A 25,283-nucleotide genomic window follows, 5' to 3' on the forward strand; every position below is an offset into this window, starting at 1 on the left:
GCTCTGCTCGCTTGACCCCGTAGTGTTTTATTCGCTTGTGCGAGCGGATGCGGGCAGCAGGCCGACGGCGTCGTCACGCCCGGCGACCAGCGGATAGATGATCCCGGCGAGCGCCGCGCCGATCAGCGGCGCGATCCAGAACAGCCAGAGCTGGCCGATCGCGTCGCCGCCGACGAACAGCGCCGGGCCGGTCGAGCGCGCCGGGTTCACCGACGTGTTGGTGACCGGAATCGAGATCAGGTGAATCAGCGTCAGGCACAGCCCGATCGCGATCGGCGCGAAGCCGGCCGGCGCGCGCTTGTCGGTCGCGCCGAGGATCACGAACAGGAAGAAGCCCGTCATCACGACCTCGCAGATGAACGCCGCGGCGAGCGAGTAGTGGCCGGGCGAGCGATCGCCGAAGCCGTTCGTCGCAAAGCCGCTGCCGACCACGTCGAAACCCGGCTTGCCGGTTGCGATCAGGTACAGCACGAACGCGCCGAGCGTCGCGCCGACGACCTGCGCGACGATGTACGGCGCGAGATCGCGTGCCGGGAAGCGGCCGGCGACCGTCAGGCCGACGCTGACCGCCGGATTCAGGTGGCAACCCGAGATGTGGCCGATTGCGAATGCCATCGTCAGCACGGTCAGGCCGAAGGCGAGTGCGACGCCGGCAAAGCCGATGCCGAGGCCCGGAAAGGCGGCGGCCAGCACGGCGCTTCCGCACCCGCCGAGCACCAGCCAGAACGTGCCGAATACCTCTGCAGCGAGACGCTGAGAAAGATTCATGTAAGGACCTCGTCCAGGTGGGTTGAAGACCCGGGGCGACGCAACGGATTTATTGCGCTACCGGGAATTGGTCTGGATTATAGGAAATGAATCGGGCCCGGGAGGGTAAACGATTGTTAAATTTGAATGGCTGGCGAATGCCTTTTATTAGAATAAGTCCGCATTCTCGATATAGGCGATTCGGTTAAAGATGGCAGCATTAATTTCGAAGGGCAGGGCGGCAGTGCGGATGACGTAACGGATGTTGGTGTCCCGGCTGGATTCGCCGGGGCCGCATCATCGAAAAGGGGAGTCGAAAAATGTCTCAATACGCGAAACTCAAGGCGCAGATCGCCGATCTGCAAGCCCAGGCGGACGACGTGCGGCGCCAGGAAGTGGCGGCGGTGATCGCCGATGTCCAGCGCATGATTGCCGAATATGGGCTGACGGCCCAGGATCTGGGCTTCGCGGAGCGAGCGCGGCGCGGGCGTCCGCCGAAGAAGGCGCCGCTGCCGCCGAAATACCGCGATCCGAAGTCGGGTGCAACCTGGAGCGGGCGCGGCAAGCCGCCGAATTGGATCGTCGGCAAAAACCGCGATCGTTTCCTGATCGAGTGACGGAAAGCCAAATGGAAAGAGCCGCATCGACGATGCGGCTCTTTGTTTTTGCGCGCCGATTTCCGCGCGGATTTCCCGCCGATTTCCGCGCGGATTTCCGTGTCAGGCGCCCGCGACCCGGCGCAATGCCGGTTGCTTGGTGGCCGCGCAAAGCGATTCGTAGGTCTCGACGTAGCGCTGCGCCATCGCCTTCGAGCTGAAGCGCGTGTCGAAACGCGCGCGGATCGCGGTGCGCGACAGGCTGTCGATCCGGTGCAGCGCGCCCACCGCGCCCTGCACGTCCTCGACGATGAAGCCGGTCACGCCGTCCTCGATCACTTCCGGCACCGAGCCGCGGTTGAACGCGACGACCGGCGTGCCGCAGGCCATCGCCTCGATCATCACCAGGCCGAACGGCTCCGGCCAGTCGATCGGGAACAGCAGCGCCTTCGCGCCGGACAGGAACGCGGGCTTTTGCGCTTCGTTGATCTCGCCGATGAATTCGACATGCGCCTGGCCGAGCAGCGGCTCGATCACTTCCTTGAAGTAGTCGGCGTCGGCCTTGTCGACCTTCGCGGCGATCTTCAACGGCAGCCCGCTTTGCGCGGCGATCCGGATCGCGGTGTCGACACGCTTTTCGGGACAGATCCGGCCGAGGAACGCGAGGTATTCGGGCTTCACGTCCGGCTGCGGCGTGAGCAGCGTGTCGGGCAGCCCGTGGTACACGGTGCCGGCCCACGCGGCCTGCGGCAGCGGCTTGCGCTGGTTGTTCGAGATCGACACGACCGGCGAATCCGGGAACGCGTCGAACACCGGCTGCAGCTCCGGCAGGTCGAGACGGCCGTGCAGCGTCGTCACGTAGGGCGTGTCGAGGCGCGACATCAGCGGGAACGGCAGGTAGTCGAGGTGAAAGTGCAGCACGTCGAATTCGTGCGCGACCCGCGCGACCTGCTCGAGGAGCCGCATGTGGGGCGCCATCGAATCGCGGACCGACGGGTCGAGCCGCAGCGCGCGCGGCCACGCCGCCTCGAGACGGGCCGACGTGACGGAGTCGCCGCTGGCGAACAGCGTCACGTCGTGGCCGAGTTCGACGAGCGCCTCGGTGAGGTAGGACACGACTCGCTCGGTGCCGCCGTAGAGTTTCGGCGGAACGGCTTCGTAAAGCGGCGCGATCTGGGCAATTCGCATGGGGGTTTCTCCTGTGTCGATCCGAGCGCGCGACGGCGCCGATGCGGATCCCTTACAAGGTTGCGGAACTTGCCGACGCACGCGGTTCGCGATACGTGGCCGGGCCCTGGGCGGGGTGCGCGGAGCGCCGGACGGCAAGCTGCGGGGCGGGCCGGCACGGCTCGCGCCGCCGCCCATTGGAGTCCATTATCGATATCGCCCTGAGGGGTTCGAGTGTTTTTTCAAACACTTAAGGCTTGTTACACGATGAAATACGCGAAAACCCCGACAAAAAGGGCACGGAATCGCGAATCGCGATAGCCATAACTATTGTTGCGCTATCGTGAAAAACCACTATAATTTTTACCGATCCGATTGCCGGCGCCCTGCCGGCAAGCCTTACGCCACCGGCGCGACGGCGATCGGACCCTTTCGCAACCGAATCCGCGTTGCAACCCGTTTTCCCGATGGCTCCTTTCAATTCGCCTTGTCGGAAAAATTCCTACACGGTTTACAGACAAATCCTGCATGGCATACGCCACTTCGCTGATACCGACATAAATCCCGTTTGGCCAAAATTCGCCCTGTAAGACTATAAACGAGCCGACTGAGCGCCCAGTGCGCGCTGATCGAGCAAACGTTTTCATAACATGAATGGCCAAAGCACAGCTTTTTAACGGGGGAATCATGAGCGCTACCAGTGAAATGCTCAGTGAGATCAAAGAGGTCAACCTGTCGTACCTCCTCCTCGCGCAGCGACTGCTGCGGGAAGACAAGGCGATGGGCATGTTTCGCATGGGCATTTCCCAGGAACTCGCCGACGTGCTCGCCAACCTCACGCTCGCCCAGACCGTGAAGCTGGCCGCGTCGAACCAGATGCTGTGCCGCTTCCGCTTCGATGATCACGCGCTGCTGTCGTCGCTCGCCGACAAGGGCCGCAGCGATGTCGTCGCGCACGCCCACTCGGCCATCCTGATGGCCGGGCAGCAGGTCGAAGGCGTCCGCTGATCCATCCCGCCTTGCGTGTGTCCCGGCGTGCCGCGCCGGCCGGCAGCGTATTGGCCATTCATTCGCATAACGTCAAGCGGACGGTTATCACCATGGCAAGCAAAAGCGTCGTGATCGAGGTGAAGGAAATCACCCTCGCCATCGAACTCATCGAACTGGGCGCCCGGCTGCAGTTGCTGGAGGCGGAGACGAGCCTGTCGCGGGACCGTCTGATCAAGCTGTACAAGGAACTGAAGGGCGTATCGCCGCCGAAGGGGATGCTGCCGTTCTCGACCGACTGGTTCATGACGTGGCAGCCGAACATCCACTCGTCGCTGTTCTACAACATGTATCGGTTCATGCAGGACCACGGCCGCTGCGACCCGATCCAGTCGATCGTGAAGGCGTACCGGCTGTATCTGGAGCACGTGAACCTGTCCGGCGACGAGGCCGCGCTGAGCCTCACGCGGGCGTGGACGCTGGTGCGCTTCTTCGATTCGGGGATGCTGCAGATGACGCCGTGCACGCGCTGCGGCGGCCACTTCGTCGCCCATGCGCATGATCCGCATCAAGGTTTCGTGTGCGGCCTGTGCCAGCCGCCGTCGCGCGCCGGCAAGACCCGCAAGGCCGCTGCCGCGCGCGCCGAACTGGCCGCCGCCGTGGCCTGAGCTCGGCCGGGCGGGCCGCGAGCGACGTCCGCGCGCCGCGCGAATCGTCCACGCATTGCTGGTAAACACCGTCGGGCTGCCGCCGGGCGGCCGCGAAAGTTTTCCTGCCGACTGCCGTAAACCTGTTTAACGGCGGTCTTCCCGCCGGTCTTTCGTGAGGGACAGGCAGTGCTGATTATCGTGGGAACACTCGTGACGCTGTTGTCCGTCTTCGGCGGTTATGCGCTGGCAGGCGGGCATCTGGGCGCGCTGATCCAGCCCATCGAGATCCTGATGATCGTGGGCGCCGGCGTCGGCGCGTTCATCCTCGGCAACGGCGGCAAGACCATCAAGGCCACGCTGCGCGTGCTGCCGACGCTCTTCAAGGGCTCGAAATACACGAAGGACGTGTATATGGAGCTGATGGCGCTTCTTTACGTGCTGCTCGCGAAGGCACGCAAGGAGGGCACGCTGACGCTCGAGGCCGACATCGACGATCCGGAAAAGAGCCCGATCTTCACGCAATACCCGAAGATCCTCGCCGATCACCACATCGTCGAATTCCTGACCGACTACCTGCGCCTGATGGTGGGCGGCAACATGAACGCGTTCGAGATCGAAAGCCTGATGGACGAGGAGATCGAGACGCACCACACGGAAGGCGAAGGCCCCGCGCACGCGCTGATGCGCGTCGGCGACGCGATGCCGGCGTTCGGGATCGTCGCGGCCGTGATGGGCGTCGTGCACACGATGGCGTCGGCCGACAAGCCGCCCGCGGTGCTCGGCGCGATGATCGCGCAGGCGCTGGTCGGCACGTTCCTCGGGATCCTGCTGTCGTACGGGCTGATCGGGCCGCTCGCGAGCCTCGCGGAGCAGCGGGTGGCCGAGTCGACCAAGATGTTCCAGTGCATCAAGGTGACGATCCTCGCGACGCTGAACGGCTATGCGCCGGCGATCGCGGTCGAGTTCGGCCGCAAGGTGCTGTTCTCGACCGAGCGTCCGTCGTTCTCCGAGCTCGAAGAGCACGTGCGCCGCGTGAAGGCCAAGTGAGGCGGAGCGAACGATGAGCAAGAGCAAGGATCGCGCGATCGTCGTCAAGCGGGTGGCCCCGGCGAAGAAGGGCCACCACGGCGGCGCATGGAAGCTCGCGTACGCGGACTTCATGACCGCGATGATGGCGTTCTTCCTGCTGATGTGGCTGCTGAGCTCGGTCACGCCGGTGCAGCTGAAGGGGATCGCCGAATATTTCAACATGCCGCTGAAGGCCGCGATTCTCGGCAGCGGCGACCGCAGCTCGCAGGATTCCAGCATCATCAACGGCGGCGGCCGCGACCTGTCGAGCACGGATGCCGGCACGCTGCGCCGCACCGACGGCACGACGTCGCTCGCCGAGCGCCTCGCGAAGGCGGGCGACGAGCATTCGCGGTCGCAGGCGGAGGGCGCGCAGGACCGGCTCGAGCAGACGCGCCTGCACGACCTGCAGATCAAGCTGATGGCCGCGATCGAGGCCAATCCGACGCTGCGCCAGTTCAAGCAGCAGATCCGCATCGATTCGACGCTGATGGGGCTGCGCATCGAGATCGTCGATTCGCAGAAGCGGCCGATGTTCGCGATGTCGAGCGACCACGTCGAGCCGTACATGCGCGACATCCTGCGCGAGATCGGCAAGACGCTGAACGACGTGCCGAACCGGATCATCGTCCAGGGCCACACCGACGCCGTGCCGTACGCGGGCGGCGAGGGCGGCTACAGCAACTGGGAGCTGTCGGCCGATCGCGCGAACGCATCGCGCCGCGAGCTGATCTCCGGCGGCATGGACGAGGCGAAAGTGCTGCGCGTGCTGGGCCTCGCGTCGACGCAGAACCTGAACAAGGCCGATCCGCTCGATCCGGAAAACCGCCGGATCAGCGTGATCGTGCTGAATCGCAAATCCGAAGAAGCGCTGATGCGCGACGACGCGACGACGACGACGCTGTCCGCCGACGCGGCCGGCTCGAAGCTGCTCGCGCAGCAGCTCGGCGGCCCGACGCCGGCGGCGCGCCCGGTCGTGGCGAGCGCCGTCGCCGTGGCGCCGAAACCCTGACGTTTCCGAGACAGACATGATCCGAACCATTCTCGCCATCGACGACTCCGCGACCATGCGTGCGCTGCTGCAGGCCACGCTGGCGCAGGCCGGCTACGACGTGACGGTGGCGCCGGACGGCGAAGCCGGCTTCGACATGGCGGCGACGACGCCGTACGACCTGGTCCTGACCGACCAGAACATGCCGCGCAAGAGCGGGCTCGAGGTGATCGCCGCGCTGCGCAAGCTGACCGCGTACGCGGACACGCCGATCCTCATCCTGACGACCGAAGGCAGCGACGCGTTCAAGGACGCCGCACGCGACGCGGGTGCGACCGGCTGGATCGAAAAGCCGATCGACCCGGGCGTGCTGGTCGACCTGGTCGCCACGCTGTCCGAGCCGGCTGCCTCCTGACATGAACGCGACGATTTCAACCGGTGACCGGGCATGACTCTCGACATCACTCAGTTCTACCAGACCTTTTTCGACGAAGCGGACGAGCTGCTCGCGCAGATGGAGCAGCTGCTGCTGAACCTCGACGTCGATGCGCCCGATCCCGAGGATCTGGCGGCGATCTTCCGCGCCGCGCATTCGATCAAGGGCGGCGCGGCGACGTTCGGCTTTTCCGCGCTGACCGATACGACGCACATCCTCGAATCGCTGCTCGACCGTGCGCGCAACCATGAGCTGACGCTGACCAAAGAGATGGTCGACGCGTTCCTGGAAACCAAGGACGTGCTGTCCGACCAGCTCGTCGACTACCGCGCGAGCGCCGAGCCGGACGCGGCCGCCGCCGCGGCGATCTGCGCGAAGCTCGAACGGCTGAAGGCCGAAAGCGGTGCGGGCGCGCCTGCGCCGGCCGCGCCTACGCCGGCCGCGCCGGTTGCCGCCGCCGTCGCGCCGGCTGCCGCCCGCCGTCGGCGACGACCGGGCGCCCGACCATGTGGTCGAGCAGGCCGTCGCGGCCGCGCATCCGGCGGCCGACGCCGATGCCGGCGCCGACGGCCCGCACCTGAAGATCACGCTGGTCGGCGTCGACGCGAAGGACCAGGCGCTGCTCACCGAAGAACTCGGCAACCTCGGCCGGATCGTCGGCCGCGAGGAAGTGGGCGCGGACCTGACGCTGTGGGTCGAATCGGACGTGCCGTCCGACGACATCGTCGCGGTGTGCTGCTTCGTGATCGACGAAAGCCAGATCCGCGTCGGGCGCGGCACGGCGCCGGCTGCCCAGGCGGCGCCGACCGTCGCGCCGGCCGCCGCGGCCGTGGCTGCTGAAGCTGCCGAACCGGCCGCCGCCGCGCAGCCCGCGCGCGTCGAGGTGTTCGCGCCGCAGGCCGCCGCGCCGCAACCGGCTGCCGCGGCGCCCGCTACGGCTCCGGCCGCCGCAGTGCAGCCGCAGTCGCACCCCCCCGCTCAACCGCAGCCGGCCGATCACGCGGCGCCGGCCGCCGTCGCGCATCACGACGACAAGCGCGCGCGCCCGGCCGCCGCGGCGGCAGGCGGCGCCGAAGGCAGCTCGATCCGCGTCGGCGTCGAGAAGGTCGACCAGTTGATCAACCTCGTCGGCGAACTGGTGATCACGCAGGCGATGCTGGCCGAGACGGCCAGCGCGTTCGATCCGGCGCTGCACGACCGCCTGTTCAACGGGATGGCGCAGCTCGAGCGCAACGCGCGCGACCTGCAGGAAGCGGTGATGTCGATCCGCATGATGCCGATGGACTACGTGTTCAGCCGCTTCCCGCGGCTCGTGCGCGACCTCGCCGGCAAGCTCGGCAAGCAGGTCGAACTGGTCACGTTCGGCCAGGCGACCGAACTCGACAAGAGCCTGATCGAACGGATCATCGATCCGCTCACGCACCTGGTGCGCAACAGCCTCGACCACGGGATCGAAACCGTCGACAAGCGCGTCGCCGCCGGCAAGGATGCGGTCGGCCAACTCGTGCTGTCGGCCGCGCATCACGGCGGCAACATCGTGATCGAGGTGAGCGACGACGGCGCGGGCCTGAACCGCGAGCGGATTCTCGCGAAGGCCGCGAAGCAGGGCATGCAGATCTCCGAGAACATCAGCGACGACGAAGTGTGGCAGCTGATCTTCGCGCCGGGCTTTTCGACCGCCGAGACGGTGACCGACGTGTCGGGCCGCGGCGTCGGGATGGACGTCGTGAAGCGCAACATCCAGTCGATGGGCGGCCACGTCGAGATCTCGTCGCAGGCGGGCCGCGGCACGACCACGCGGATCGTGCTGCCGCTCACGCTCGCGATCCTCGACGGGATGTCGGTCAAGGTGGGCAGCGAGATCTTCATCCTGCCGCTGAACTTCGTGATGGAGTCGCTGCAGCCGTCGAACGACGACATCTACACGGTCGGCAACGGCGAACGCGTGGTGCGCGTGCGCGGCGAATACCTGCCGCTCGTCGCGCTGCACGAGGTGTTCTCGGTCGACGACGCGCGCACCGACCCGACGCAGGGGATCGTCACGATCATGGAAACCGAGGGGCGTCGTTTCGCGATGCTGATCGACGAACTGGTCGGCCAGCAGCAGGTGGTCGTGAAGAACCTCGAAACCAACTACCGCAAGGTGCACGGCATCTCGGCGGCGACCATCCTCGGCGACGGCAGCGTCGCGCTGATCGTCGACGTCGCGGCGCTGAACCGCGAAACCCGTGCGATGCACGGCGCCCGAGCCGGCGCCGAGCTCGCCGTCTTCTGACTCTCGCCATTCAACCGATTGGGGGCAAACGTGTCTGCTGAAGTCCAAATGATCAATACGGCCGCGGCGAATGCGGCGGCGACCAGCCGCCGCGACGCCGAACACGGCGATGCGACGGGCCAGGAATTTCTCGTCTTCACGCTCGGCGACGAGGAATACGGGATCGACATCCTGAAAGTGCAGGAAATCCGCGGCTACGACAGCGTCACGCGGATCGCGAACGCGCCCGAGTTCATCAAGGGCGTGATCAACCTGCGCGGGATCATCGTGCCGATCGTCGACATGCGGATCAAGTTCCACCTCGGCCGCGTCGAGTACGACCACCAGACCGTCGTGATCATCCTGAACGTGTCGAACCGCGTGGTCGGGATGGTGGTCGACGGCGTGTCGGACGTGCTGACGCTGCAGACCGACCAGATCATGCCGGCGCCGGAATTCGGCGCGACGCTGACGACCGAGTACCTGACGGGCCTCGGCACGGTCGACGGCCGGATGCTGATCCTGATGGACATCGAGAAGCTGATGTCGAGCCGGGAAATGGCGCTGATCGAGACGCTCGGCGGGTAAGCGCGCCGCGCGCGCAGCAATTTCGGGAGAATCTGCAATGTTGCATAACTGGTCGATCCGCACGACGCTCACGGCGGTCGGACTCATCCTCGTGTGCCTGACCGCCGCGGTCGGCGGGCTCGGCCTCTACGCGCTCGATCACGCGAGCCGCTCGCTCGACGAGATCGCGCACGTCGACCTGCCGGCGATCCACACGCTCGACGACACGGCCGCGCAGCTGCTGCGCTCGCGCGTCGCGCTCGATCGCTTTCGTACGCTGACCGAAGGCGGCAATGCGGCCGACGCGGCGAAGGTGCTCGACCGCGCGCAGGAGCTGTATGCGAAGTCGAACCAGAACTGGCAGGCGTTCCAGTCGACGCCGAAGCTCGGGGTCGATCAGGCGCTGCTCGACGAGCTCGCCGCACGCTACACGACGATCGTGAAGGAAGGCGTCGAGCCCGAGTTCGCCGCGGCGCGCGCGGGCGACATGGCCGCGTACCACGCGGTCGCGGACACGAAGATCAGCCCGATGTTCGTCGCGTTCGACCAGACGGCGGCGGCCGTGATCGCCGCGCTGCAGAAGCGCGCGCAAGACCGTCAGACCGAGACGCAGTCGCAAATCTCGATGATGATCGCGCTGATCGCGGCCGGCATCGCGATCGCGTTCGTCGTCGTGATCGCGATCCGCTTCGTGCTGCGCGGGCTGATCGTCCAGCCGATCGAGGACGCGATCGCGCATTTCGAGCGCATTGCCGGCGGCGACCTCACGCAGCCGGTGAACGCCTCCAGCACGAACGAGATCGGCCGCCTGTTCGGCGGCATCAAGCGGATGCAGGACGCCGTCACGACGATGGTGCAGGCCGTGCATCGCGGCACCGAATCGATCGATGTCGGCGCGCGCGAGATCGCGACCGGCAACATCGACCTGTCGCAGCGCACCGAGGAGCAGGCCGCGTCGCTGCAGGAAACCGCGTCGAGCATGGAGCAACTGACGGGCACCGTGCGGCAGAACGCGGAGAACGCGCGGCAGGCGAGCCAGCTCGCGGTGAACGCGTCGGACATCGCGACCCAGGGCGGCGACGTGGTCGGCCAGGTCGTGTCGACGATGCAGGACATCGCGGCGAGCTCGGGCAAGGTCGTCGACATCATCGGCACGATCGAAGGGATCGCGTTCCAGACCAACATCCTCGCGTTGAACGCGGCCGTCGAAGCGGCGCGGGCCGGCGAGCAGGGCCGCGGCTTCGCGGTGGTCGCGGGCGAGGTGCGCTCGCTCGCGCAGCGCAGCGCGAGCGCCGCGAAGGAAATCAAGCAGCTGATCGGCGATTCGGCCGAGAAGGTCGACAGCGGGTCGGCGCTCGTCGCGCGCGCCGGCTCGACGATGGAAGAGATCGTGCAGGCCGTGCGCCGCGTGACCGACATCATGGGCGAGATCAGCGCCGCGTCCGACGAGCAGTCGACCGGCATCGAGCAGGTCAATCGCGCGGTCGGCCAGATGGATGCGGTCACGCAGCAGAACGCGGCGCTCGTCGAGCAGGCGGCGGCCGCGGCCGCGTCGCTCGAGGAGCAGACGCGCCAGATGAAGGCGATCGTGTCGGGCTGGCGCGTCGCGGGCGGCATCGCGCTCGCGCCGGCGCGCAGCGTCGCGCGGCCGGTCGCGCACGAACCGGCGGCGCTGCCGTCGGCGCCGCGCCACGATGCGCCGGTCGCCGCGCTGCCGGCGCCGCAGGCTGCGGCCCAACCGGCGGCACGGCGCGCCGCGCCGGCGTCGCGTGCGGCTGCGTCGGGCGCCGCGGCCGCCGCGTCCGAACCGACGCGTGCGGCCGAGGCCGCCGCGCGGACGCAAAAGGATGCACCGGCCGCCCGTGGCGCCGCCGCCGCGGGCGGCTACGGCCCGCGTCTCGCGAAGACGGCCGCGCCGGCGGACAAGCCGGCCGCGAAGCCCGCGCTCGTGCGCCCGGCGCTGAACGGCGAGAAGCCGGCGCTGGCGTCAGCCGGCGCGTCCGACGACGACTGGGAGACCTTCTAAGCCATGCAGCACGCGCGCGCGCCGTTTCGACCCGATGCACCGGATGCCTCGCCTCGCGCGGGCGAGCCGGGGCGCGACTTCGCGTTCACCGGTGCGGATTTCGCACGCATCCGCGCGCTGATCCATCAACGCGCGGGCATCTCGCTGTCCGAGCACAAGCGCGACATGGCCTATAGCCGGCTCGCGCGACGGCTGCGGGCGCGCGGCCTCGACACGTTCCGCGACTACCTCGACCTGCTCGAGCAGGAAGACGATCCGCTCGAATGGGAAGCGTTCACCAACGCGCTGACCACCAACCTGACCGCGTTTTTCCGCGAGTCGCACCATTTCCCGATCCTGGCGGAATTCGTGAAATCGCGGCCGGCGCCGGTCTCGGTCTGGTGCTCGGCGGCGTCGACCGGCGAGGAGCCGTACTCGATCGCGATCACGCTGATCGAGGCGCTCGGCGACGCGGCCGCGCGCAGCGCGACGATCCTCGCGACCGATCTCGACACGCAGGTGCTCGCGAAGGCCGAAGCCGGCATCTACACGTACGACCAGGTCAAGCACCTGTCGCCGGAGCGGCTCAAGCGCTTCTTCCTGAAGGGCACGGGCGCGCAGGCCGGCCGCGTGAAGGTGCGCCCCGAGCTGCGCGCGATGATCCGCTTCGAGCAGCTGAACCTGACCGATGCGGACTACGGGATCGCGAAGCCGTTCGACGCGATCTTCTGCCGCAACGTGATGATCTATTTCGACAAGCCGACGCAGGGGCAGGTGCTGTCGCGCTTCGAGCCGCTCGTGAAGCCGGGCGGGCTGCTGTTCGCCGGCCATTCGGAGAACTTCACGTACGTGACGCAGGCGTTCCGGCTGCGCGGGCAGACGGTGTACGAACTGACGCGCGACGCCGAGCAGGGTGCGCGCTCGCGCGGCGCGCAGGCGAGCGCGGCGGCCGCGATGCCGTCGCCCGCGCGCGCGCGGGCCGCAGGCGGCGCGCCGGCTCTTGGAGAGCGCGGATGAGCGCACTGCCGATCGCGACCAATCGCTACTTCGACAACCACTTCGAGCGCCCCGGCGTGAAGCTGTTGCCGAACGAGTTCTACACGACCGCCGAGGACATGGTGCTGATGACCGTGCTCGGCTCGTGCGTCGCCGCGTGCCTGCACGACCCGTACGCGGGCATCGGCGGGATGAACCATTTCATGCTGCCGGACGACGGCGCCGATCCGGGCGCGGCCGCGTCGGAATCGATGCGCTACGGCGCGTATGCGATGGAAGTGCTGATCAACGAGCTGATCAAGGCCGGCGGGCGCCGCGAGCGCTTCGAGGCGAAGGTGTTCGGCGGCGCGGCCGTGCTGGCCGGGATGACGACGATCAACATCGGCGATCGCAACGCGGATTTCGTGCGCCGCTATCTGGCGCTCGAGCGCATCCGCATCACCGCGGAAGACCTGCAGGGCGTGCATCCGCGCAAGGTCGCGTTCATGCCGCACAGCGGGCGCGCGATGGTGAAGAAACTGCGGCTGCAGGTGCCGGGCGTGACCGAGCGCGAAGCCGCGCTCGCGCGCGAGGCCGAGCGCGCCCGTCGCGCGCACGTCGAGCTGTTTGCCGCGAAGCGGCCTGCCGCGCCGCAGCCGGCGCGTCCGCGCATCGAGCTGTTCGGCGGGCGCGGCGCGCGCGCCGGCCGGCGGCGGTACGCGCGGCCGCAGCCGCCGCCGCGCGGACGGCGACCCTATCAAGAAAGCAGGAGGCATGACCGCAGTGCAGAAGATCAAAGTGTTGTGCGTCGACGATTCGGCGCTGATCCGCAGCCTGATGACCGAGATCATCAACAGCCAGCCCGACATGACGGTGGTCGCGACCGCGCCCGATCCGCTCGTCGCGCGCGAGCTCATCAAGCAGCACAACCCCGACGTGCTCACGCTCGACGTCGAAATGCCGCGCATGGACGGGCTCGACTTCCTCGAGAAGCTGATGCGCCTGCGGCCGATGCCGGTCGTGATGGTGTCGTCGCTGACCGAGCGCGGCTCGGAAATCACGCTGCGCGCGCTCGAACTCGGCGCGGTGGATTTCGTCACGAAGCCGCGCGTCGGGATTCGCGACGGGATGCTCGACTACGCGGAAAAGCTCGCGGACAAGATCCGCGCGGCGTCGCGCGCGCGCGTGCGCCAGGCGCCGCAGCCGCAGGCCGTTGCCCGCACGGCGGACAGCGCCGCGGCCGCGCCGATGATCAACAACCCGCTCGTCAGTACCGAGAAGCTGATCATCATCGGCGCGTCGACGGGCGGCACCGAGGCGATCCGCGAAGTGCTGACGCCGCTGCCGCCGGACGCGCCGGCCGTGCTGATCGCGCAGCACATGCCGCCGGGCTTCACGAAATCGTTCGCGCAGCGGCTGAACGGCCTGTGCCGGATCGCGGTGAAGGAAGCCGAGCACGGCGAACGCGTGCTGCCGGGCCATGCGTACATCGCGCCGGGCCATGCGCACCTGTTGCTCGCGAGAAGCGGCGCGAACTATATTGCGCAACTGTCGGACGAGCCGCCGGTGAACCGGCACCGCCCGTCGGTCGACGTGCTGTTCCGCTCGGCGGCGACGCATGCGGGCAAGAACGCGATCGGCGTGATCCTCACCGGGATGGGCCGCGACGGCGCGGCCGGCCTGCTGGAAATGAAACGCGCGGGCGCTTACACGTTCGCGCAGGACGAGGCGAGCTGCATCGTGTTCGGGATGCCGCGCGAGGCAATCGCGCTCGGCGGGGCGGACGAGGTCGCGCCGCTCGCCGACATGAGCCGCCGCGTGATGGCGCGCCTGGCGACGATGGGCGACCGCGTGCAGCGCGTGTGAATGGACTGTCACGGGGCGCGTGCCACGATACGCGTCCCGACGGAAACGAATCTGGAAAGGAACGACGATGGACAAGAGCATGAAAATCCTGGTGGTGGACGATTTCCCGACGATGCGCCGGATCGTCCGCAACCTGCTCAAGGAACTGGGCTACACGAACGTGGATGAGGCCGAGGACGGCGCGGCCGGCCTCGCGCGGCTGCGCGGCGGCGGCTTCGACTTCGTGATCTCGGACTGGAACATGCCGAACCTCGACGGTCTCGCGATGCTCAAGGAGATCCGCGCGGACGCGACGCTCACGCATCTGCCGGTGCTGATGGTCACGGCCGAGTCGAAGAAGGAGAACATCATCGCGGCCGCGCAGGCCGGCGCGAGCGGCTACGTCGTGAAACCGTTCACGGCCGCGACGCTCGACGAGAAGCTGAACAAGATCATCGACAAGATGGCCAAGGCCGGGAGCTGAACGTGAACGAGCCGATCCATGCGGCGCTTGCCGGCGCGGCGGTCAATGCCGACGGCCATGCCGAAGGCGCCGATTACGCGAGCGACCGGATCCTCGCGCGCATCGGCCACGTCACGCGCACGCTGCGCGATTCGATGCGCGAGCTCGGGCTCGACAAGCATGTCGAGCGCGCGGCGGAAGCCGTGCCCGATGCGCGCGACCGGCTGCGCTACGTCGCGACGATGACCGAACAGGCCGCGGTGCGCGTGCTGAATGCGATCGAGATCGCGAAGCCGATGCAGGAGCGCGTGCAGAACGAGGCCGAGGCGCTTGACGCACGCTGGGCGCAGTGGTACGCCGCGCCGATCGAGCACGCGGAAGTGCGCGAGCTGATGGACGACACGCGCGCGTTCCTGCGCACGCTGCCCGAATCGACGGCGGCGACCCGCGCGCAACTGCTCGAGATCATGCTTGCGCAGGATTTCCAGGATCTGACGGGGCAGGTGATCAAGAAGATCATGGACATGGTCTACCTGATCGAGCAGCAGCTCCTCACCGTGCTCGTCGAGAACATCGCGCCGGAGCGGCGCGAGCAGTTCGCGGCCACCGCGGCGGCATTCGCGGCCGAAGCGATGAGCGCGACCGGCAGCCCCGAATCGCTGCTGAACGGCCCGCAGATCGCGCCGGAAGGCAAATCCGACGTCGTTCAGGACCAGGGGCAGGTCGACGACCTGCTCGCGAGCCTCGGCTTCTGATCCTGCCGGTGCGCATCGCGCGTCCCATTGCCGGGCGCCCCGTTCCGCGGCGCCGGCCGACGCGCGCATGCTCCGTTCCCGCCTCGTTTTCCCCTCGCCCGGCGCCGCTGCGCGGCGCCGCGTGATCCTGCGTCGAATTGACACTTCGACACACTCCGCAGGCATACTACGCGTCAGCAGCAACGTAGCGTCATTCGTACGATTCATCAGTGGGCAGACGGCGCGGGCCGATGGCGGCGCCGTCGGCACCGAAGCCAGTCCCTTGGGGGGGAACGTGAAGCTGAAACGCTTGGGCTGGACCGTCGCGCACGCGACGGCTGCAATGGGTGTGCTGTGGGCCGTCCACGCACACGCGGAACTGGGCGGCGCGCCGATGTCGCCGCCGGCGGACGATCAGGCCGCCACCGTGCGCGCGCTGCAGCGCGCGATGCGCTCGGCGGACGGCGTGCAGACGAGCACGGCCGCCTATACCGTCCGCGAGATCACGCTCGGATCGGGCACCGTCATCCACGAATACACGTCGGCCGCCGGCAGCGTGTTCGGCCTCGCGTGGCGCGGGCCGACGATGCCGGATCTCGCGTCGCTGCTCGGCAGCTATTTCCCGCAGTACACCGCCGGCGTCCAGGCGGCGCACCGGGCGCGCGGCTGGCGTGCGCCGGTGGCCGTCGAGACGAGCGGCCTCGTGATCCGGACGGGCGGCCACATGGGCGCCTTCTCCGGCCAGGCATGGCTGCCGTCGGCGCTGCCGACCGGCGTGGCCGGCACCGATATCCAGTGACAGCGGGAGAGCGATCTTGAGCATGACTCGTACATTCAAGCGCTGGTTCGGCGTGCTGGGCCTCCTGGCCGCGACGGCCGTGCTCGTGACGGCCTGCGGCGGCGGCGATGACGGCGGCGGCAGTTCGGGCAACAACAGCAATACCGGCAACAGCGGCTCCGACGGCAACAGCGGCAACACGGCCGTCGTCACGGTCGCCGCCGGCGCCGCGAACGTGATCAACATCCCGACCATCAGCGTGAAGGTTTGCGTGCCGGGCACGTCGAACTGCCAGATCGTCAACAACGTGCTCGTCGATACCGCGTCCTACGGGCTGCGGCTCGTCGGCAGCGCGGTGGCCGGCGTGCACGACAGCCTGCCGCAGGTGAAGAGCGGCGGCGCGCCGGTCGCCGAATGCGGCAAGTTCGTGTCGAGCTACACGTGGGGCTCGGTGCGCACCGTCGACCTGTCGATCGGCACCGAGCAGGCCGCGTCGCTGCCCGTGCAGATCATCGGCGACCTCGGCACGACGAACGTGCCGAGCTCGTGCACGAACGGCGGCGCGTCGGCCAACTCGACGAGCGCGCTCGGCGCGAACGGGATCCTCGGCATCGGGCCGGCGCCGTACGACTGCGGCACGACCTGCGCGACGTCGACGTCGACGAGCAACAACTACTACGCGTGCCCGAACGGCGACAACGCGAGCTGCGCCGTCACGCTCGTGCCGCTCGCGCAGCAGGTGGCCAACCCGGTGCATCGGTTCGCGAACAACGACGGCGTGAGCGTGCAGATGCCGGCCATCTCGAACAACGGGCAGGCGAGCGCGACCGGCACGCTGACGTTCGGCCTGCCGAACCTGAGCGGCAAGACGGTGCTGACGTCGACCACGACCGGCGACGTCAGCGCGACGTTCCAGGGGCGCAACGTGACCGCGTTCTTCGATACGGGCTCGAACGCGTATTTCTTCAACGATTCGGCGCAGACGGTCTGTTCGAGGAATACGGAGTTCTACTGCCCGTCGGCGACGACGACCTATTCGGCCACGCTGAGCGGCCAGAACGGCGCGTCGGGCACCGTGTCGATGCCGGTCGCGAACGCGGATTCGCTGTTCTCGAACGCGTCGACGTTCGCGTTCAACGACATCGCGGGGCCGTTCGGCTCGTCCAACTGGCTCGACATCGGCATGCCGCACTTCTACGGCAAGACGATCTACTTCGGGATGGACAAGACCGCGAGCGGCGGCGCGCAGCCGTTCGTCGCATTCTGACGCGGCGTCGCCGGACGCAGGAACAAGGGGGCGAGCGATCGCCCCCTTTTTTTATTCCGGCGCGCCGTGCGTGCACTACGGACCGGATCGCTGCCACGCGCCGGCATAGCGCCTACGATGTAAGACCGGCACCGGTGCCGGCACGACATCGAAGGAGACAGCGCATGAACCCGCGTATCCAGCGCATCACGCCGTTCCTGTGGTTCGACCGCGACGCCGAGGCGGCGGCCGGTTTCTACGTATCGGTGTTCGACAACGCGCGCATCGTGCACGTCGCGCGCTACGGCAAGACCGGCGCGCATGCGTCCGGCAACGCCGAGGGCGCGGTGATGACCGTGGCGTTCGAGCTCGACGGGCAGGCGTTCGTCGCGCTGAACGGCGGCCCCGTGTTCCAGATGACGCCGGCCGTGTCGTTCGTCGTCAACTGTCGCGACCAGGACGAGATCGACCATTACTGGGCGCGCCTGTCCGAAGGTGGCGACGCGCGCGCGCAGCAATGCGGCTGGCTGCGCGACCGCTTCGGCGTGTCGTGGCAGGTCGTGCCCGTGCAGATGGCCGAACTGATGACGGGCGACCCGGCCCGCGCCGAGCGCGTGATGGCGCAGGTGATGACGATGAAGAAGCTCGATCTCGGCGCGTTGCAGCGGGCGGCGGCCGGCTAGGGCGTGAACACGCCCTAGGTCGCTTCGGTCGATCACGCCGTTCGGGCCGGCGATGGTCGGCCGTCCCGTCCCGACGCCGCAGGCTGCGATTCGGGCGGAACCGGCGACGCCGAAAGGCGCCGCGACCGGCGCGCCTGCGTATCGCCGGCCGGTCGGTTAATCGAATGCCGGACACTCGAGTCGATTATCGATTCGTGCGATTTCATTCGGCTGTAATCAAAGCCGGATTATTCGCGGCTGCCATTTCTGTCAGATCCTCACGATTATTAAAATGACGCGGCATGCAAGCCGGCACGCCGAAATCCGCTCTTGCAGCCTTTCCTGCGCCATATGGGCGCGTATTGCCCCATATGCGAAAAGAGATGGAATCCACCGAACTTCGATCTTATAATTCCGGCGTTGTTTCCGGGGTGCCAATATAAAACAGGAGGGTAATAAAATGAATTTTTCCGAAGCCGTTCGTACCGTACTGAATAAATACGCAACATTCGAAGGCCGTGCGCGTCGTGCCGAATACTGGTATTTCGCGCTGCTGACCTCCGTGCTGTCGGTCGCCGGTCAGATCATCGGCGCGGCCGGCCGCGATGCGGGCCTGATCACGCTGCTGCTGCTCGGCGTGATCTTCCTGGTGTCGCTCGCGCTGATCATTCCGGGCATCGCGGTCAGCGTGCGCCGCCTGCACGATACGGGCCGCTCGGGCTGGTTCTTGCTGCTCGCGCTGATTCCGATCGTCGGCGGCATCCTGCTGCTCGTGTGGATGTGCTCGCGCGGCACCGAAGGCCCGAACCGTTTCGGCGCGGACCCGATCCCGGCCGTCTGACCGACGCCTGCCCCGACCGACGCGCGACGCCGTTGCGTCGGGGCCTGCTTGCCCCGCTTCTCGCGCTTCTCCCGCTTCTCTCCCGTCTTTCCCGTCTTTCCCGTCCGTCGTTTCACCGTTCCCCGCGCGTGAAGCCGCTGCCGTCCCGCTTGCGGCCGCCGCCTCGCCAATGCGCCGGCCGGTCCCGTTTTTCCGCCACGCCGCGCGTCGCTCCGCCCCCGTTCCGGCCGCGTTCGCGGCCGCTCGCCCGATTCCCCGAAATACCCCCCTTTCCCGGCTTTGCTCGACCGATCGGCGTTTGACGCGTCCATGAATAATCGGTGTCACTGGAAAGCGGCATTCCGCCGTACCCGACTGGAGGCCCCGTGGCAGACGAGAGCGATCTCGACAAGACCGAAGCCGCCACTCCCAGGCGCCGCGAGAAGGCGCGCGAGGAGGGGCAGGTCGCGCGTTCGCGCGAGCTGGCTTCGTTCGCACTGCTCGCGGCGGGGTTCTACGGCGCATGGCTGCTCGCGGGCCCGTCGGGCGGGCATCTGCAGGCGATGCTGCGCGGCGCGTTCACGTTCGATCGCGCGACCGCGTTCGACACCCACCGGATGTTGTCGGCGGCCGGCAGCGCGAGCCGCGAAGGCTTCGCCGCGCTGCTGCCGCTGCTCGCGCTCACCGGCGTCGCCGCGCTGCTCGCGCCGATGGCGCTCGGCGGCTGGCTGATTTCGCAGAAGACGTTCGAGCTGAAGTTCGACCGCCTGAACCCGATCTCGGGCCTCGGCCGGATCTTCTCGATCCAGGGGCCGATCCAGCTCGGGATGTCGATCGCGAAGACGCTGGTCGTCGGCGGGATCGGCGGCATCGCGATCTGGCGCAGCAAGGACGAGCTGCTCAGCCTCGCGACGCAGCCGCTCGGCGCCGCGCTGCCCGATGCGCTGCATCTGGTCGCCGTGTGCTGCGGCACGACGGTCGCCGGGATGCTGGTGGTCGCCGGGCTCGACGTGCCTTACCAACTCTGGCAGTACAACAAGAAGTTGCGCATGACGAAGGAAGAAGTGAAGCGCGAGCATCGCGAGAACGAAGGCGATCCGCACGTGAAGGGGCGGATCCGCCAGCAGCAGCGCGCGATTGCGCGGCGCCGGATGATGGCGGCCGTGCCGAAGGCCGACGTGGTCGTCACGAACCCGACGCACTTCGCGGTCGCGCTGCAATACACGGACGGCGAGATGCGCGCGCCGAAGGTCGTCGCGAAGGGCGTGAACCTCGTCGCCGCGCGCATCCGCGAACTCGCGGCCGAACACAACGTGCCGCTGCTCGAAGCGCCGCCGCTCGCGCGTGCGCTGTATCACAACGTCGACCTCGAGCGCGAGATCCCCGGTTCGCTGTACTCGGCCGTGGCCGAAGTGCTCGCATGGGTTTACCAGCTCAAGCGCTTCCGCTCGGAAGGCGGCGCGTTCCCGGCGATGCCGGTCGATCTCGACGTGCCGGCCGAACTCGACAAGGGTACGTCGGTCGCCGCCGCCGACGAACGTGAAGAAGCCGAGGACGCCCTCGGCCAGCAAGGGAACGCGGCATGAGCACCCCGACCACCGGCCTGTTCGGCAAGCGCGCGAACCCGTTCGCCGGCACGAACCTGCGCGCGCTCGCGGGCCCGATCCTCATCTGCATGATCCTGGGGATGATGATCCTGCCGCTGCCGCCGATGCTGCTGGATCTGCTGTTCACGTTCAACATCGCGCTGTCCGTGATGGTGCTGCTCGTCAGCATGTACACGATGAAGCCGCTCGACTTCGCGGCGTTCCCGAGCGTGCTGCTGTTCTCGACGCTGCTGCGCCTGTCGCTGAACGTCGCGTCGACCCGCGTCGTGCTGCTCGAAGGCCATACCGGGCCCGACGCGGCCGGCCAGGTGATCGAAGCATTCGGCCACTTCCTCGTCGGCGGCAACTTCGCGGTCGGCATCGTCGTGTTCGTGATCCTGATGATCATCAACTTCATGGTGATCACGAAGGGCGCGGGGCGGATCGCCGAAGTGTCCGCGCGCTTCACGCTCGATGCGATGCCCGGCAAGCAGATGGCGATCGACGCCGATCTGAACGCGGGCCTCATCAACGAGGAACAGGCGCGCAAGCGGCGCCTGGCCGTCTCGCAGGAAGCCGAGTTCTACGGGTCGATGGACGGCGCGTCGAAGTTCGTGCGCGGCGATGCGATCGCCGGCCTGATCATCATGGCGATCAACGTGATCGGCGGGCTGATCGTCGGGATGGTCCAGCACGACATGAGCTTCGCCGCGGCCGGCACCAACTACACGCTGCTGACGATCGGCGACGGCCTCGTCGCGCAGATCCCGTCGCTCGTGATCTCGACCGCGGCCGGCGTGATCGTGTCGCGCGTCGCCACCGACGAGGACATCGGCACGCAGATCACCGGCCAGCTGTTCACGAACCCGCGCGTGCTGAACATCACCGGCGCGATCATCGTGCTGATGGGGCTGATCCCGGGCATGCCGCACTTCGCGTTCCTCGCGCTCGGCGGCGGCGCGATCTGGCTGGCGCGCACGCAGACCAAGCGCGCGGCGGCCCGCAAGGCGGCCGGCGACGTGACCGACATCGCGCCGCCCGCCGTGCTGCCGGCCGACAGCCACGAAGCGACCTGGGACGACGTGCAGCTGATCGACCCGCTCGGCCTCGAAGTCGGCTACCGGCTGATCCCGCTCGTCGACAAGAACAGCGACGGCGAGCTGCTCAAGCGCATCAAGAGCATCCGCAAGAAATTCGCGCAGGAAATCGGCTTCCTGCCGCCGGTGATCCATATCCGCGACAACCTCGAACTGCGGCCGAACGCGTACCGGATCGCGCTGAAGGGCGTCGAGATCGGCTTCGGCGAAGTGTTCCCGGGCCAGTGGCTCGCGATCAACCCGGGCCAGGTGACGGCCGCGCTGCCGGGCGCCGTCACGCAGGATCCGGCGTTCGGGCTGCCGGCCGTGTGGATCGACGTCGCGCTGCGCGAGCAGGCGCAGGTGTACGGCTACACGGTGGTCGACGCAAGCACGGTCGTCGCGACGCACCTGAACCATCTCGTCGTCCAGCACGCGGCCGAGCTGCTCGGCCGCCAGGAAGTGCAGGCGCTCGTCGAGCGCACCGGCAAGGACGCGCCGTCGCTCGTCGAGGACCTGGTGCCGAAGACGATCTCGCTCACCACGCTGCAGAAGGTGCTGCAGAACCTGCTCGAGGAAGGCGTGCCGATTCGCGACATGCGCACGATCCTCGAGGCCGTGTCCGAGCATGCGGGCCGCGGCGACGCGTTCGAGATCACGGCCGCGGTGCGGCTCTCGCTCGGCCGCGCGATCACGCAGCAGTGGTATCCGGGCAACGGCGAAATGCAGGTGATGGGCCTCGACGCGAACCTGGAGCGCGTGCTGTCGCAGGCGCTCGCCACCGGCGCGAACCCGGGCCTCGAACCCGGCCTCGCGCACAACCTTCTGACCGGCACGCAGCAAGCGATGCTGCGTCAACAGAATCTCGGGCTGCCGCCCGTGCTGCTCGTGCAGCACGCGCTGCGCGCGATGCTCGCGCGTTTCCTGCGCCGCAGCCTGCCGCAACTGAAAGTGCTGTCGTACGCCGAAGTGCCGGACACACGCACGATCAAAGTCGTTAACGTCATCGGGGGTTCCGCTTGAACATTCGCAAATTCACCGGCGCAACGAGCCGCGACGCACTTCGTCTCGTGCGCGAGGCGCTCGGCGCCGACGCGGTCGTGCTGTCGAACCGCACGCTCGATGACGGCAGCGTCGAAATCGTTGCACTCGCCGATTCGGATCTCGCCGCGGTGGCGCCGCCGGCCGCGCGTGGGCGCCTCGCCACGTCGCGCGCGCCGGACTCCGTGCCGGCCGCCGCCGTGCCGGGCATCGTGTCGCGCCCGGGGACCGCCCCGCGCCCGGCCGCCAATCCGTATGCGGCCGGCGAAGGCGGGCTGCCGGACGTGTTCTCGTCCGTGTTCGGCGCGAGCGCCGACGCGCAAGACGCGGATGCGCACCCCGCGTCGATCGATGCAGACGCGCCCGCGGCGGCAGCGCCGTCGAGCGCTGCATCGGCCGCGGTCGGATCGCCGGCCGCCGGATGGCCTGCCCCCGGATCGCCGGCCGCCACTTCCGAACCCGCACCGTGGCTGGTCGAGCACGCGAAGCGCCTGACGCAGCAGCGCGACGCGCTGATCGCCCGTGCGCAGGCGCCCGCCGAGCCGCAGGCGAGCGAGCGCGCCCGCGCCGCAAGCCGCCGCCCGCGCGACGCCGCCCGACTGGGCGCGCGACATCGTGCGCGACGCCGAGCGCCGGATGCCGGCCGCCGCAGCGCCGGCCGCCGCCAAGCGCGCAGCCGACACGGGCGCCGCGTACGGCGCCAAGCAGACCGACCGCACGCGCCTGTCCGCCGACGCGGCCGCCGTGGTGGCCGATGCGGTGAAGTCGCGCATCGAGCGGATCGTCAACGACACGGTGATGCAGGAGCTGGGCGAGCTGCGCGGGATGATGGAAGAGCAGTTCGACAGCCTGATGTGGCACGACCGCCAGCGTCGCAGCTCCGTGCACGGCGCGCTGACGAAGCACCTGTTCGCGGCCGGCTTCTCCGCGCAGCTCGTGCGGATGCTGGTCGACAACCTGCCGTCCGGCGACGGCGCGCAGACCTTCGAGCAGGCCGCCGAATGGGCGCAGTCGGTGCTCGCATCGAACCTGCCGGTGCTCGACAGCGAGGACGCGCTGATGGAGCGCGGTGGCGTGTTCGCGCTGATGGGGCCGACCGGCGTCGGCAAGACGACCACCACCGCGAAGCTGGCCGCGCGCTGCGTGATGCGCTTCGGCGCGAGCAAGGTCGCGCTGCTGACCACCGACAGCTACCGGATCGGCGGCCACGAGCAACTGCGGATCTTCGGCAAGATCCTCGGCGTGCCGGTTCACGCGGTGAAGGATGCGGGCGACCTCGCGCTCGCGCTGTCCGAGCTGCGCAACAAGCACATCGTGCTGATCGACACGATCGGCATGAGCCAGCGCGACCGCGCGGTGTCCGACCAGATCGCGATGCTGCACGGCGCGAACGCGCCGGTGCAGCGCCTGCTGCTGCTGAACGCGACGAGCCATGGCGATACGCTGAACGAAGTCGTGCAGGCGTACCGCAGCGCGGGCGAGCACCCTGACCTGGCCGGCTGCATCCTCACGAAGCTCGACGAGGCGACCCACCTCGGCAGCGTGCTCGACACGGTAATCCGCTACAAGCTGCCGGTCCACTACGTGTCGACCGGCCAGAAGGTGCCGGAGAACCTGTACGTCGCGTCGACCAAATTCCTGCTGAAGAGCGCGTTCTGTGTGCCGCGCGACGGCTCGCCCTTCGTGCCGCAAGACGAGGACATGCCGACGCTGCTTTCCGCACTGACCGCACGTTCCACCGCCGAGCTGCACGAGGTGCGATTTGGATAAACGGATCATCGACCAGGCCGAAGGGCTGCGGCGCCTGCTGGCCGGGCGCGCGTCGCGCATCGTCGCGGTGACGGGCGGGCCGGCGGGCGTCGGCTGCACGTCCACCGTGGTGAACCTCGCGGCGGCGCTCGCGTCGCTCGGCAAGGACGTGCTGGTCGTCGACGAGCGCGCCGACGTGCATTCGGCCAGCGCGACGCTCGCCGGCGCGTGGCTGCGCGACGGCGAACGCACGCGGGTGGCGGCCGGCTTCGGCCTGTGCGGCGCCGCCCAGCTCGCGCGCGCCGGCTACAGCGACGCGCAGCTGAGCGACTTCATCGACGGCCCGGCCGACATCGTCCTCGTCGACGCGCAGCTCGGCGCCGACGGATCGCTGTCGGCGCTCGCGCGCGAAGCGCACGACGTGCTGATCGTCACGCGGGTTGCCGTGCAGGCGATCACCGAGGCGTATGCGTGCATGAAGCGGCTGCATTTCGCGCACGCGTTCGCGCAGTTCCGCGTGCTGACCAATCAGGTCGCCAGCCACGCGGACGCGAAGACGGCCTTCGACAACCTCGCGGGCGTTGCGAGCCGCTACCTGACCGTGTCGATCGCCGACGCGGGCTGCGTGAGCGCCGATCCGCTCGTCGAGCACGCCCGCGAACTGATGCATGCGGTAGTCGACGCGTTCCCGTCGTCGGCTGCCGCGCGCGATTACCGGCAGATTGCCGCCGACCTGTTGTACTGGCCGATGCGCCCCGGTTCGGGCGCGGGCCGCGCGGTCCACGCCGGCGGCAAGCCGTCGTATGAGGCGGGCGCGGCACACGCCGCGTGAGCGCCACC

Annotated in this window: 21 protein-coding genes and 3 pseudogenes; 22 read left to right on the top strand and 2 right to left on the bottom strand. The window is 68.3% G+C overall.

Annotated elements, in window-relative coordinates:
- Positions 1-27 precede the first annotated feature (27 nt).
- Positions 28-768 carry an aquaporin Z gene (gene aqpZ / locus JYG37_RS03135; protein WP_050015977.1) on the bottom strand — a complete coding sequence of 247 codons (741 nt, stop codon included), beginning with the start codon at positions 766-768 and terminating at the stop codon, positions 28-30.
- Between the two features lie 299 nt (positions 769-1,067).
- Between aqpZ and JYG37_RS03140 the strand changes: the two genes are divergently transcribed.
- Entirely contained in the window at positions 1,068-1,364 is a 297-nt protein-coding gene (locus tag JYG37_RS03140; RefSeq protein WP_006489320.1) for an H-NS histone family protein, read from the top strand.
- A 102-nt stretch (positions 1,365-1,466) separates the two neighbouring features.
- Here the strand turns inward: JYG37_RS03140 and JYG37_RS03145 are convergent, their stop codons facing one another.
- Positions 1,467-2,531 carry a glycosyltransferase family 4 protein gene (locus JYG37_RS03145; RefSeq protein ID WP_050015987.1) on the bottom strand — a complete coding sequence of 355 codons (1,065 nt, stop codon included), beginning with the start codon at positions 2,529-2,531 and terminating at the stop codon, positions 1,467-1,469.
- Between the two features lie 666 nt (positions 2,532-3,197).
- On the opposite strand from JYG37_RS03145, the gene flhD reads away from it, so the two are divergent.
- The 21 genes and pseudogenes from flhD (at position 3,198) to JYG37_RS03250 (ending at position 25,275) form a co-directional block, all read left to right on the top strand.
- Positions 3,198-3,518, top strand: a complete 321-nt coding sequence (flhD, locus tag JYG37_RS03150) for a flagellar transcriptional regulator FlhD (protein ID WP_011350590.1) — start codon at positions 3,198-3,200, stop codon at positions 3,516-3,518.
- Between the two features lie 92 nt (positions 3,519-3,610).
- Positions 3,611-4,165, top strand: a complete 555-nt coding sequence (gene flhC, locus JYG37_RS03155; protein WP_050015993.1) for a flagellar transcriptional regulator FlhC — start codon at positions 3,611-3,613, stop codon at positions 4,163-4,165.
- A 168-nt stretch (positions 4,166-4,333) separates the two neighbouring features.
- Positions 4,334-5,194, top strand: coding sequence for a flagellar motor stator protein MotA (gene motA / locus JYG37_RS03160; RefSeq protein ID WP_050015994.1), 861 nt, complete (start codon positions 4,334-4,336; stop codon positions 5,192-5,194).
- 13 nt (positions 5,195-5,207) lie between these two features.
- Complete coding sequence (gene motB, locus JYG37_RS03165) at positions 5,208-6,227, top strand: flagellar motor protein MotB (protein WP_050015998.1); 1,020 nt, start codon at positions 5,208-5,210, stop codon at positions 6,225-6,227.
- 16 nt (positions 6,228-6,243) lie between these two features.
- On the top strand, positions 6,244-6,621 hold the full coding sequence (locus JYG37_RS03170; RefSeq protein WP_050016002.1) for a response regulator: 378 nt from the start codon (positions 6,244-6,246) through the stop codon (positions 6,619-6,621).
- Positions 6,622-6,654: 33 nt separating this feature from the next.
- Positions 6,655-8,917, top strand: a pseudogene (gene cheA, locus JYG37_RS03175) (chemotaxis protein CheA).
- 48 nt (positions 8,918-8,965) lie between these two features.
- Positions 8,966-9,484, top strand: a complete 519-nt coding sequence (gene cheW, locus JYG37_RS03180; protein WP_050016005.1) for a chemotaxis protein CheW — start codon at positions 8,966-8,968, stop codon at positions 9,482-9,484.
- 37 nt (positions 9,485-9,521) lie between these two features.
- Positions 9,522-11,489, top strand: coding sequence for a methyl-accepting chemotaxis protein (locus JYG37_RS03185; protein ID WP_060733873.1), 1,968 nt, complete (start codon positions 9,522-9,524; stop codon positions 11,487-11,489).
- Between the two features lie 3 nt (positions 11,490-11,492).
- On the top strand, positions 11,493-12,485 hold the full coding sequence (locus tag JYG37_RS03190; RefSeq protein WP_050011815.1) for a CheR family methyltransferase: 993 nt from the start codon (positions 11,493-11,495) through the stop codon (positions 12,483-12,485).
- Positions 12,482-13,221, top strand: a pseudogene (cheD, locus tag JYG37_RS03195) (chemoreceptor glutamine deamidase CheD). Before JYG37_RS03190 ends, cheD begins: the two are co-directional and overlap by 4 nt.
- On the top strand, positions 13,218-14,309 hold the full coding sequence (locus tag JYG37_RS03200; protein WP_050011817.1) for a protein-glutamate methylesterase/protein-glutamine glutaminase: 1,092 nt from the start codon (positions 13,218-13,220) through the stop codon (positions 14,307-14,309). The pseudogene cheD and the gene JYG37_RS03200 overlap by 4 nt, the downstream one beginning before the upstream one ends.
- Positions 14,310-14,376: 67 nt before the next feature.
- Positions 14,377-14,772, top strand: a complete 396-nt coding sequence (gene cheY / locus JYG37_RS03205; RefSeq protein WP_006754880.1) for a chemotaxis response regulator CheY — start codon at positions 14,377-14,379, stop codon at positions 14,770-14,772.
- A gap of 2 nt (positions 14,773-14,774) precedes the next feature.
- Entirely contained in the window at positions 14,775-15,506 is a 732-nt protein-coding gene (gene cheZ / locus JYG37_RS03210) for a protein phosphatase CheZ (RefSeq protein ID WP_069618698.1), read from the top strand.
- A gap of 274 nt (positions 15,507-15,780) precedes the next feature.
- Positions 15,781-16,284, top strand: coding sequence for a DUF2844 domain-containing protein (locus JYG37_RS03215; RefSeq protein ID WP_050012090.1), 504 nt, complete (start codon positions 15,781-15,783; stop codon positions 16,282-16,284).
- Positions 16,285-16,300: 16 nt separating this feature from the next.
- Positions 16,301-17,530, top strand: a complete 1,230-nt coding sequence (locus JYG37_RS03220; protein ID WP_089488048.1) for a DUF3443 family protein — start codon at positions 16,301-16,303, stop codon at positions 17,528-17,530.
- A gap of 164 nt (positions 17,531-17,694) precedes the next feature.
- The gene (locus tag JYG37_RS03225) at positions 17,695-18,192 is read left to right on the top strand and encodes a VOC family protein (RefSeq protein ID WP_050011820.1); all 498 of its coding nucleotides are present in this window, start codon (positions 17,695-17,697) and stop codon (positions 18,190-18,192) included.
- 439 nt (positions 18,193-18,631) lie between these two features.
- Positions 18,632-19,012, top strand: a complete 381-nt coding sequence (locus JYG37_RS03230) for a DUF805 domain-containing protein (protein ID WP_050011821.1) — start codon at positions 18,632-18,634, stop codon at positions 19,010-19,012.
- 365 nt (positions 19,013-19,377) lie between these two features.
- The gene (gene flhB / locus JYG37_RS03235) at positions 19,378-20,577 is read left to right on the top strand and encodes a flagellar biosynthesis protein FlhB (RefSeq protein WP_089488049.1); all 1,200 of its coding nucleotides are present in this window, start codon (positions 19,378-19,380) and stop codon (positions 20,575-20,577) included.
- Positions 20,574-22,676 (top strand): flagellar biosynthesis protein FlhA, encoded by a 2,103-nt coding sequence (gene flhA / locus JYG37_RS03240; protein WP_050011823.1) that lies wholly within the window; start codon positions 20,574-20,576, stop codon positions 22,674-22,676. The genes flhB and flhA overlap by 4 nt, the downstream gene beginning before the upstream one ends.
- Positions 22,673-24,464, top strand: a pseudogene (flhF, locus tag JYG37_RS03245) (flagellar biosynthesis GTPase FlhF). Before flhA ends, flhF begins: the two are co-directional and overlap by 4 nt.
- Positions 24,457-25,275 carry a nucleotide-binding protein gene (locus tag JYG37_RS03250; RefSeq protein ID WP_050011825.1) on the top strand — a complete coding sequence of 273 codons (819 nt, stop codon included), beginning with the start codon at positions 24,457-24,459 and terminating at the stop codon, positions 25,273-25,275. Before flhF ends, JYG37_RS03250 begins: the two are co-directional and overlap by 8 nt.
- Positions 25,276-25,283 lie beyond the last annotated feature (8 nt).

Origin of the sequence: Burkholderia sp. LAS2 (assembly GCF_018417615.1) — a bacterium.
In the GTDB taxonomy this organism is placed as follows: Bacteria; Pseudomonadota; Gammaproteobacteria; order Burkholderiales; family Burkholderiaceae; genus Burkholderia; species Burkholderia sola.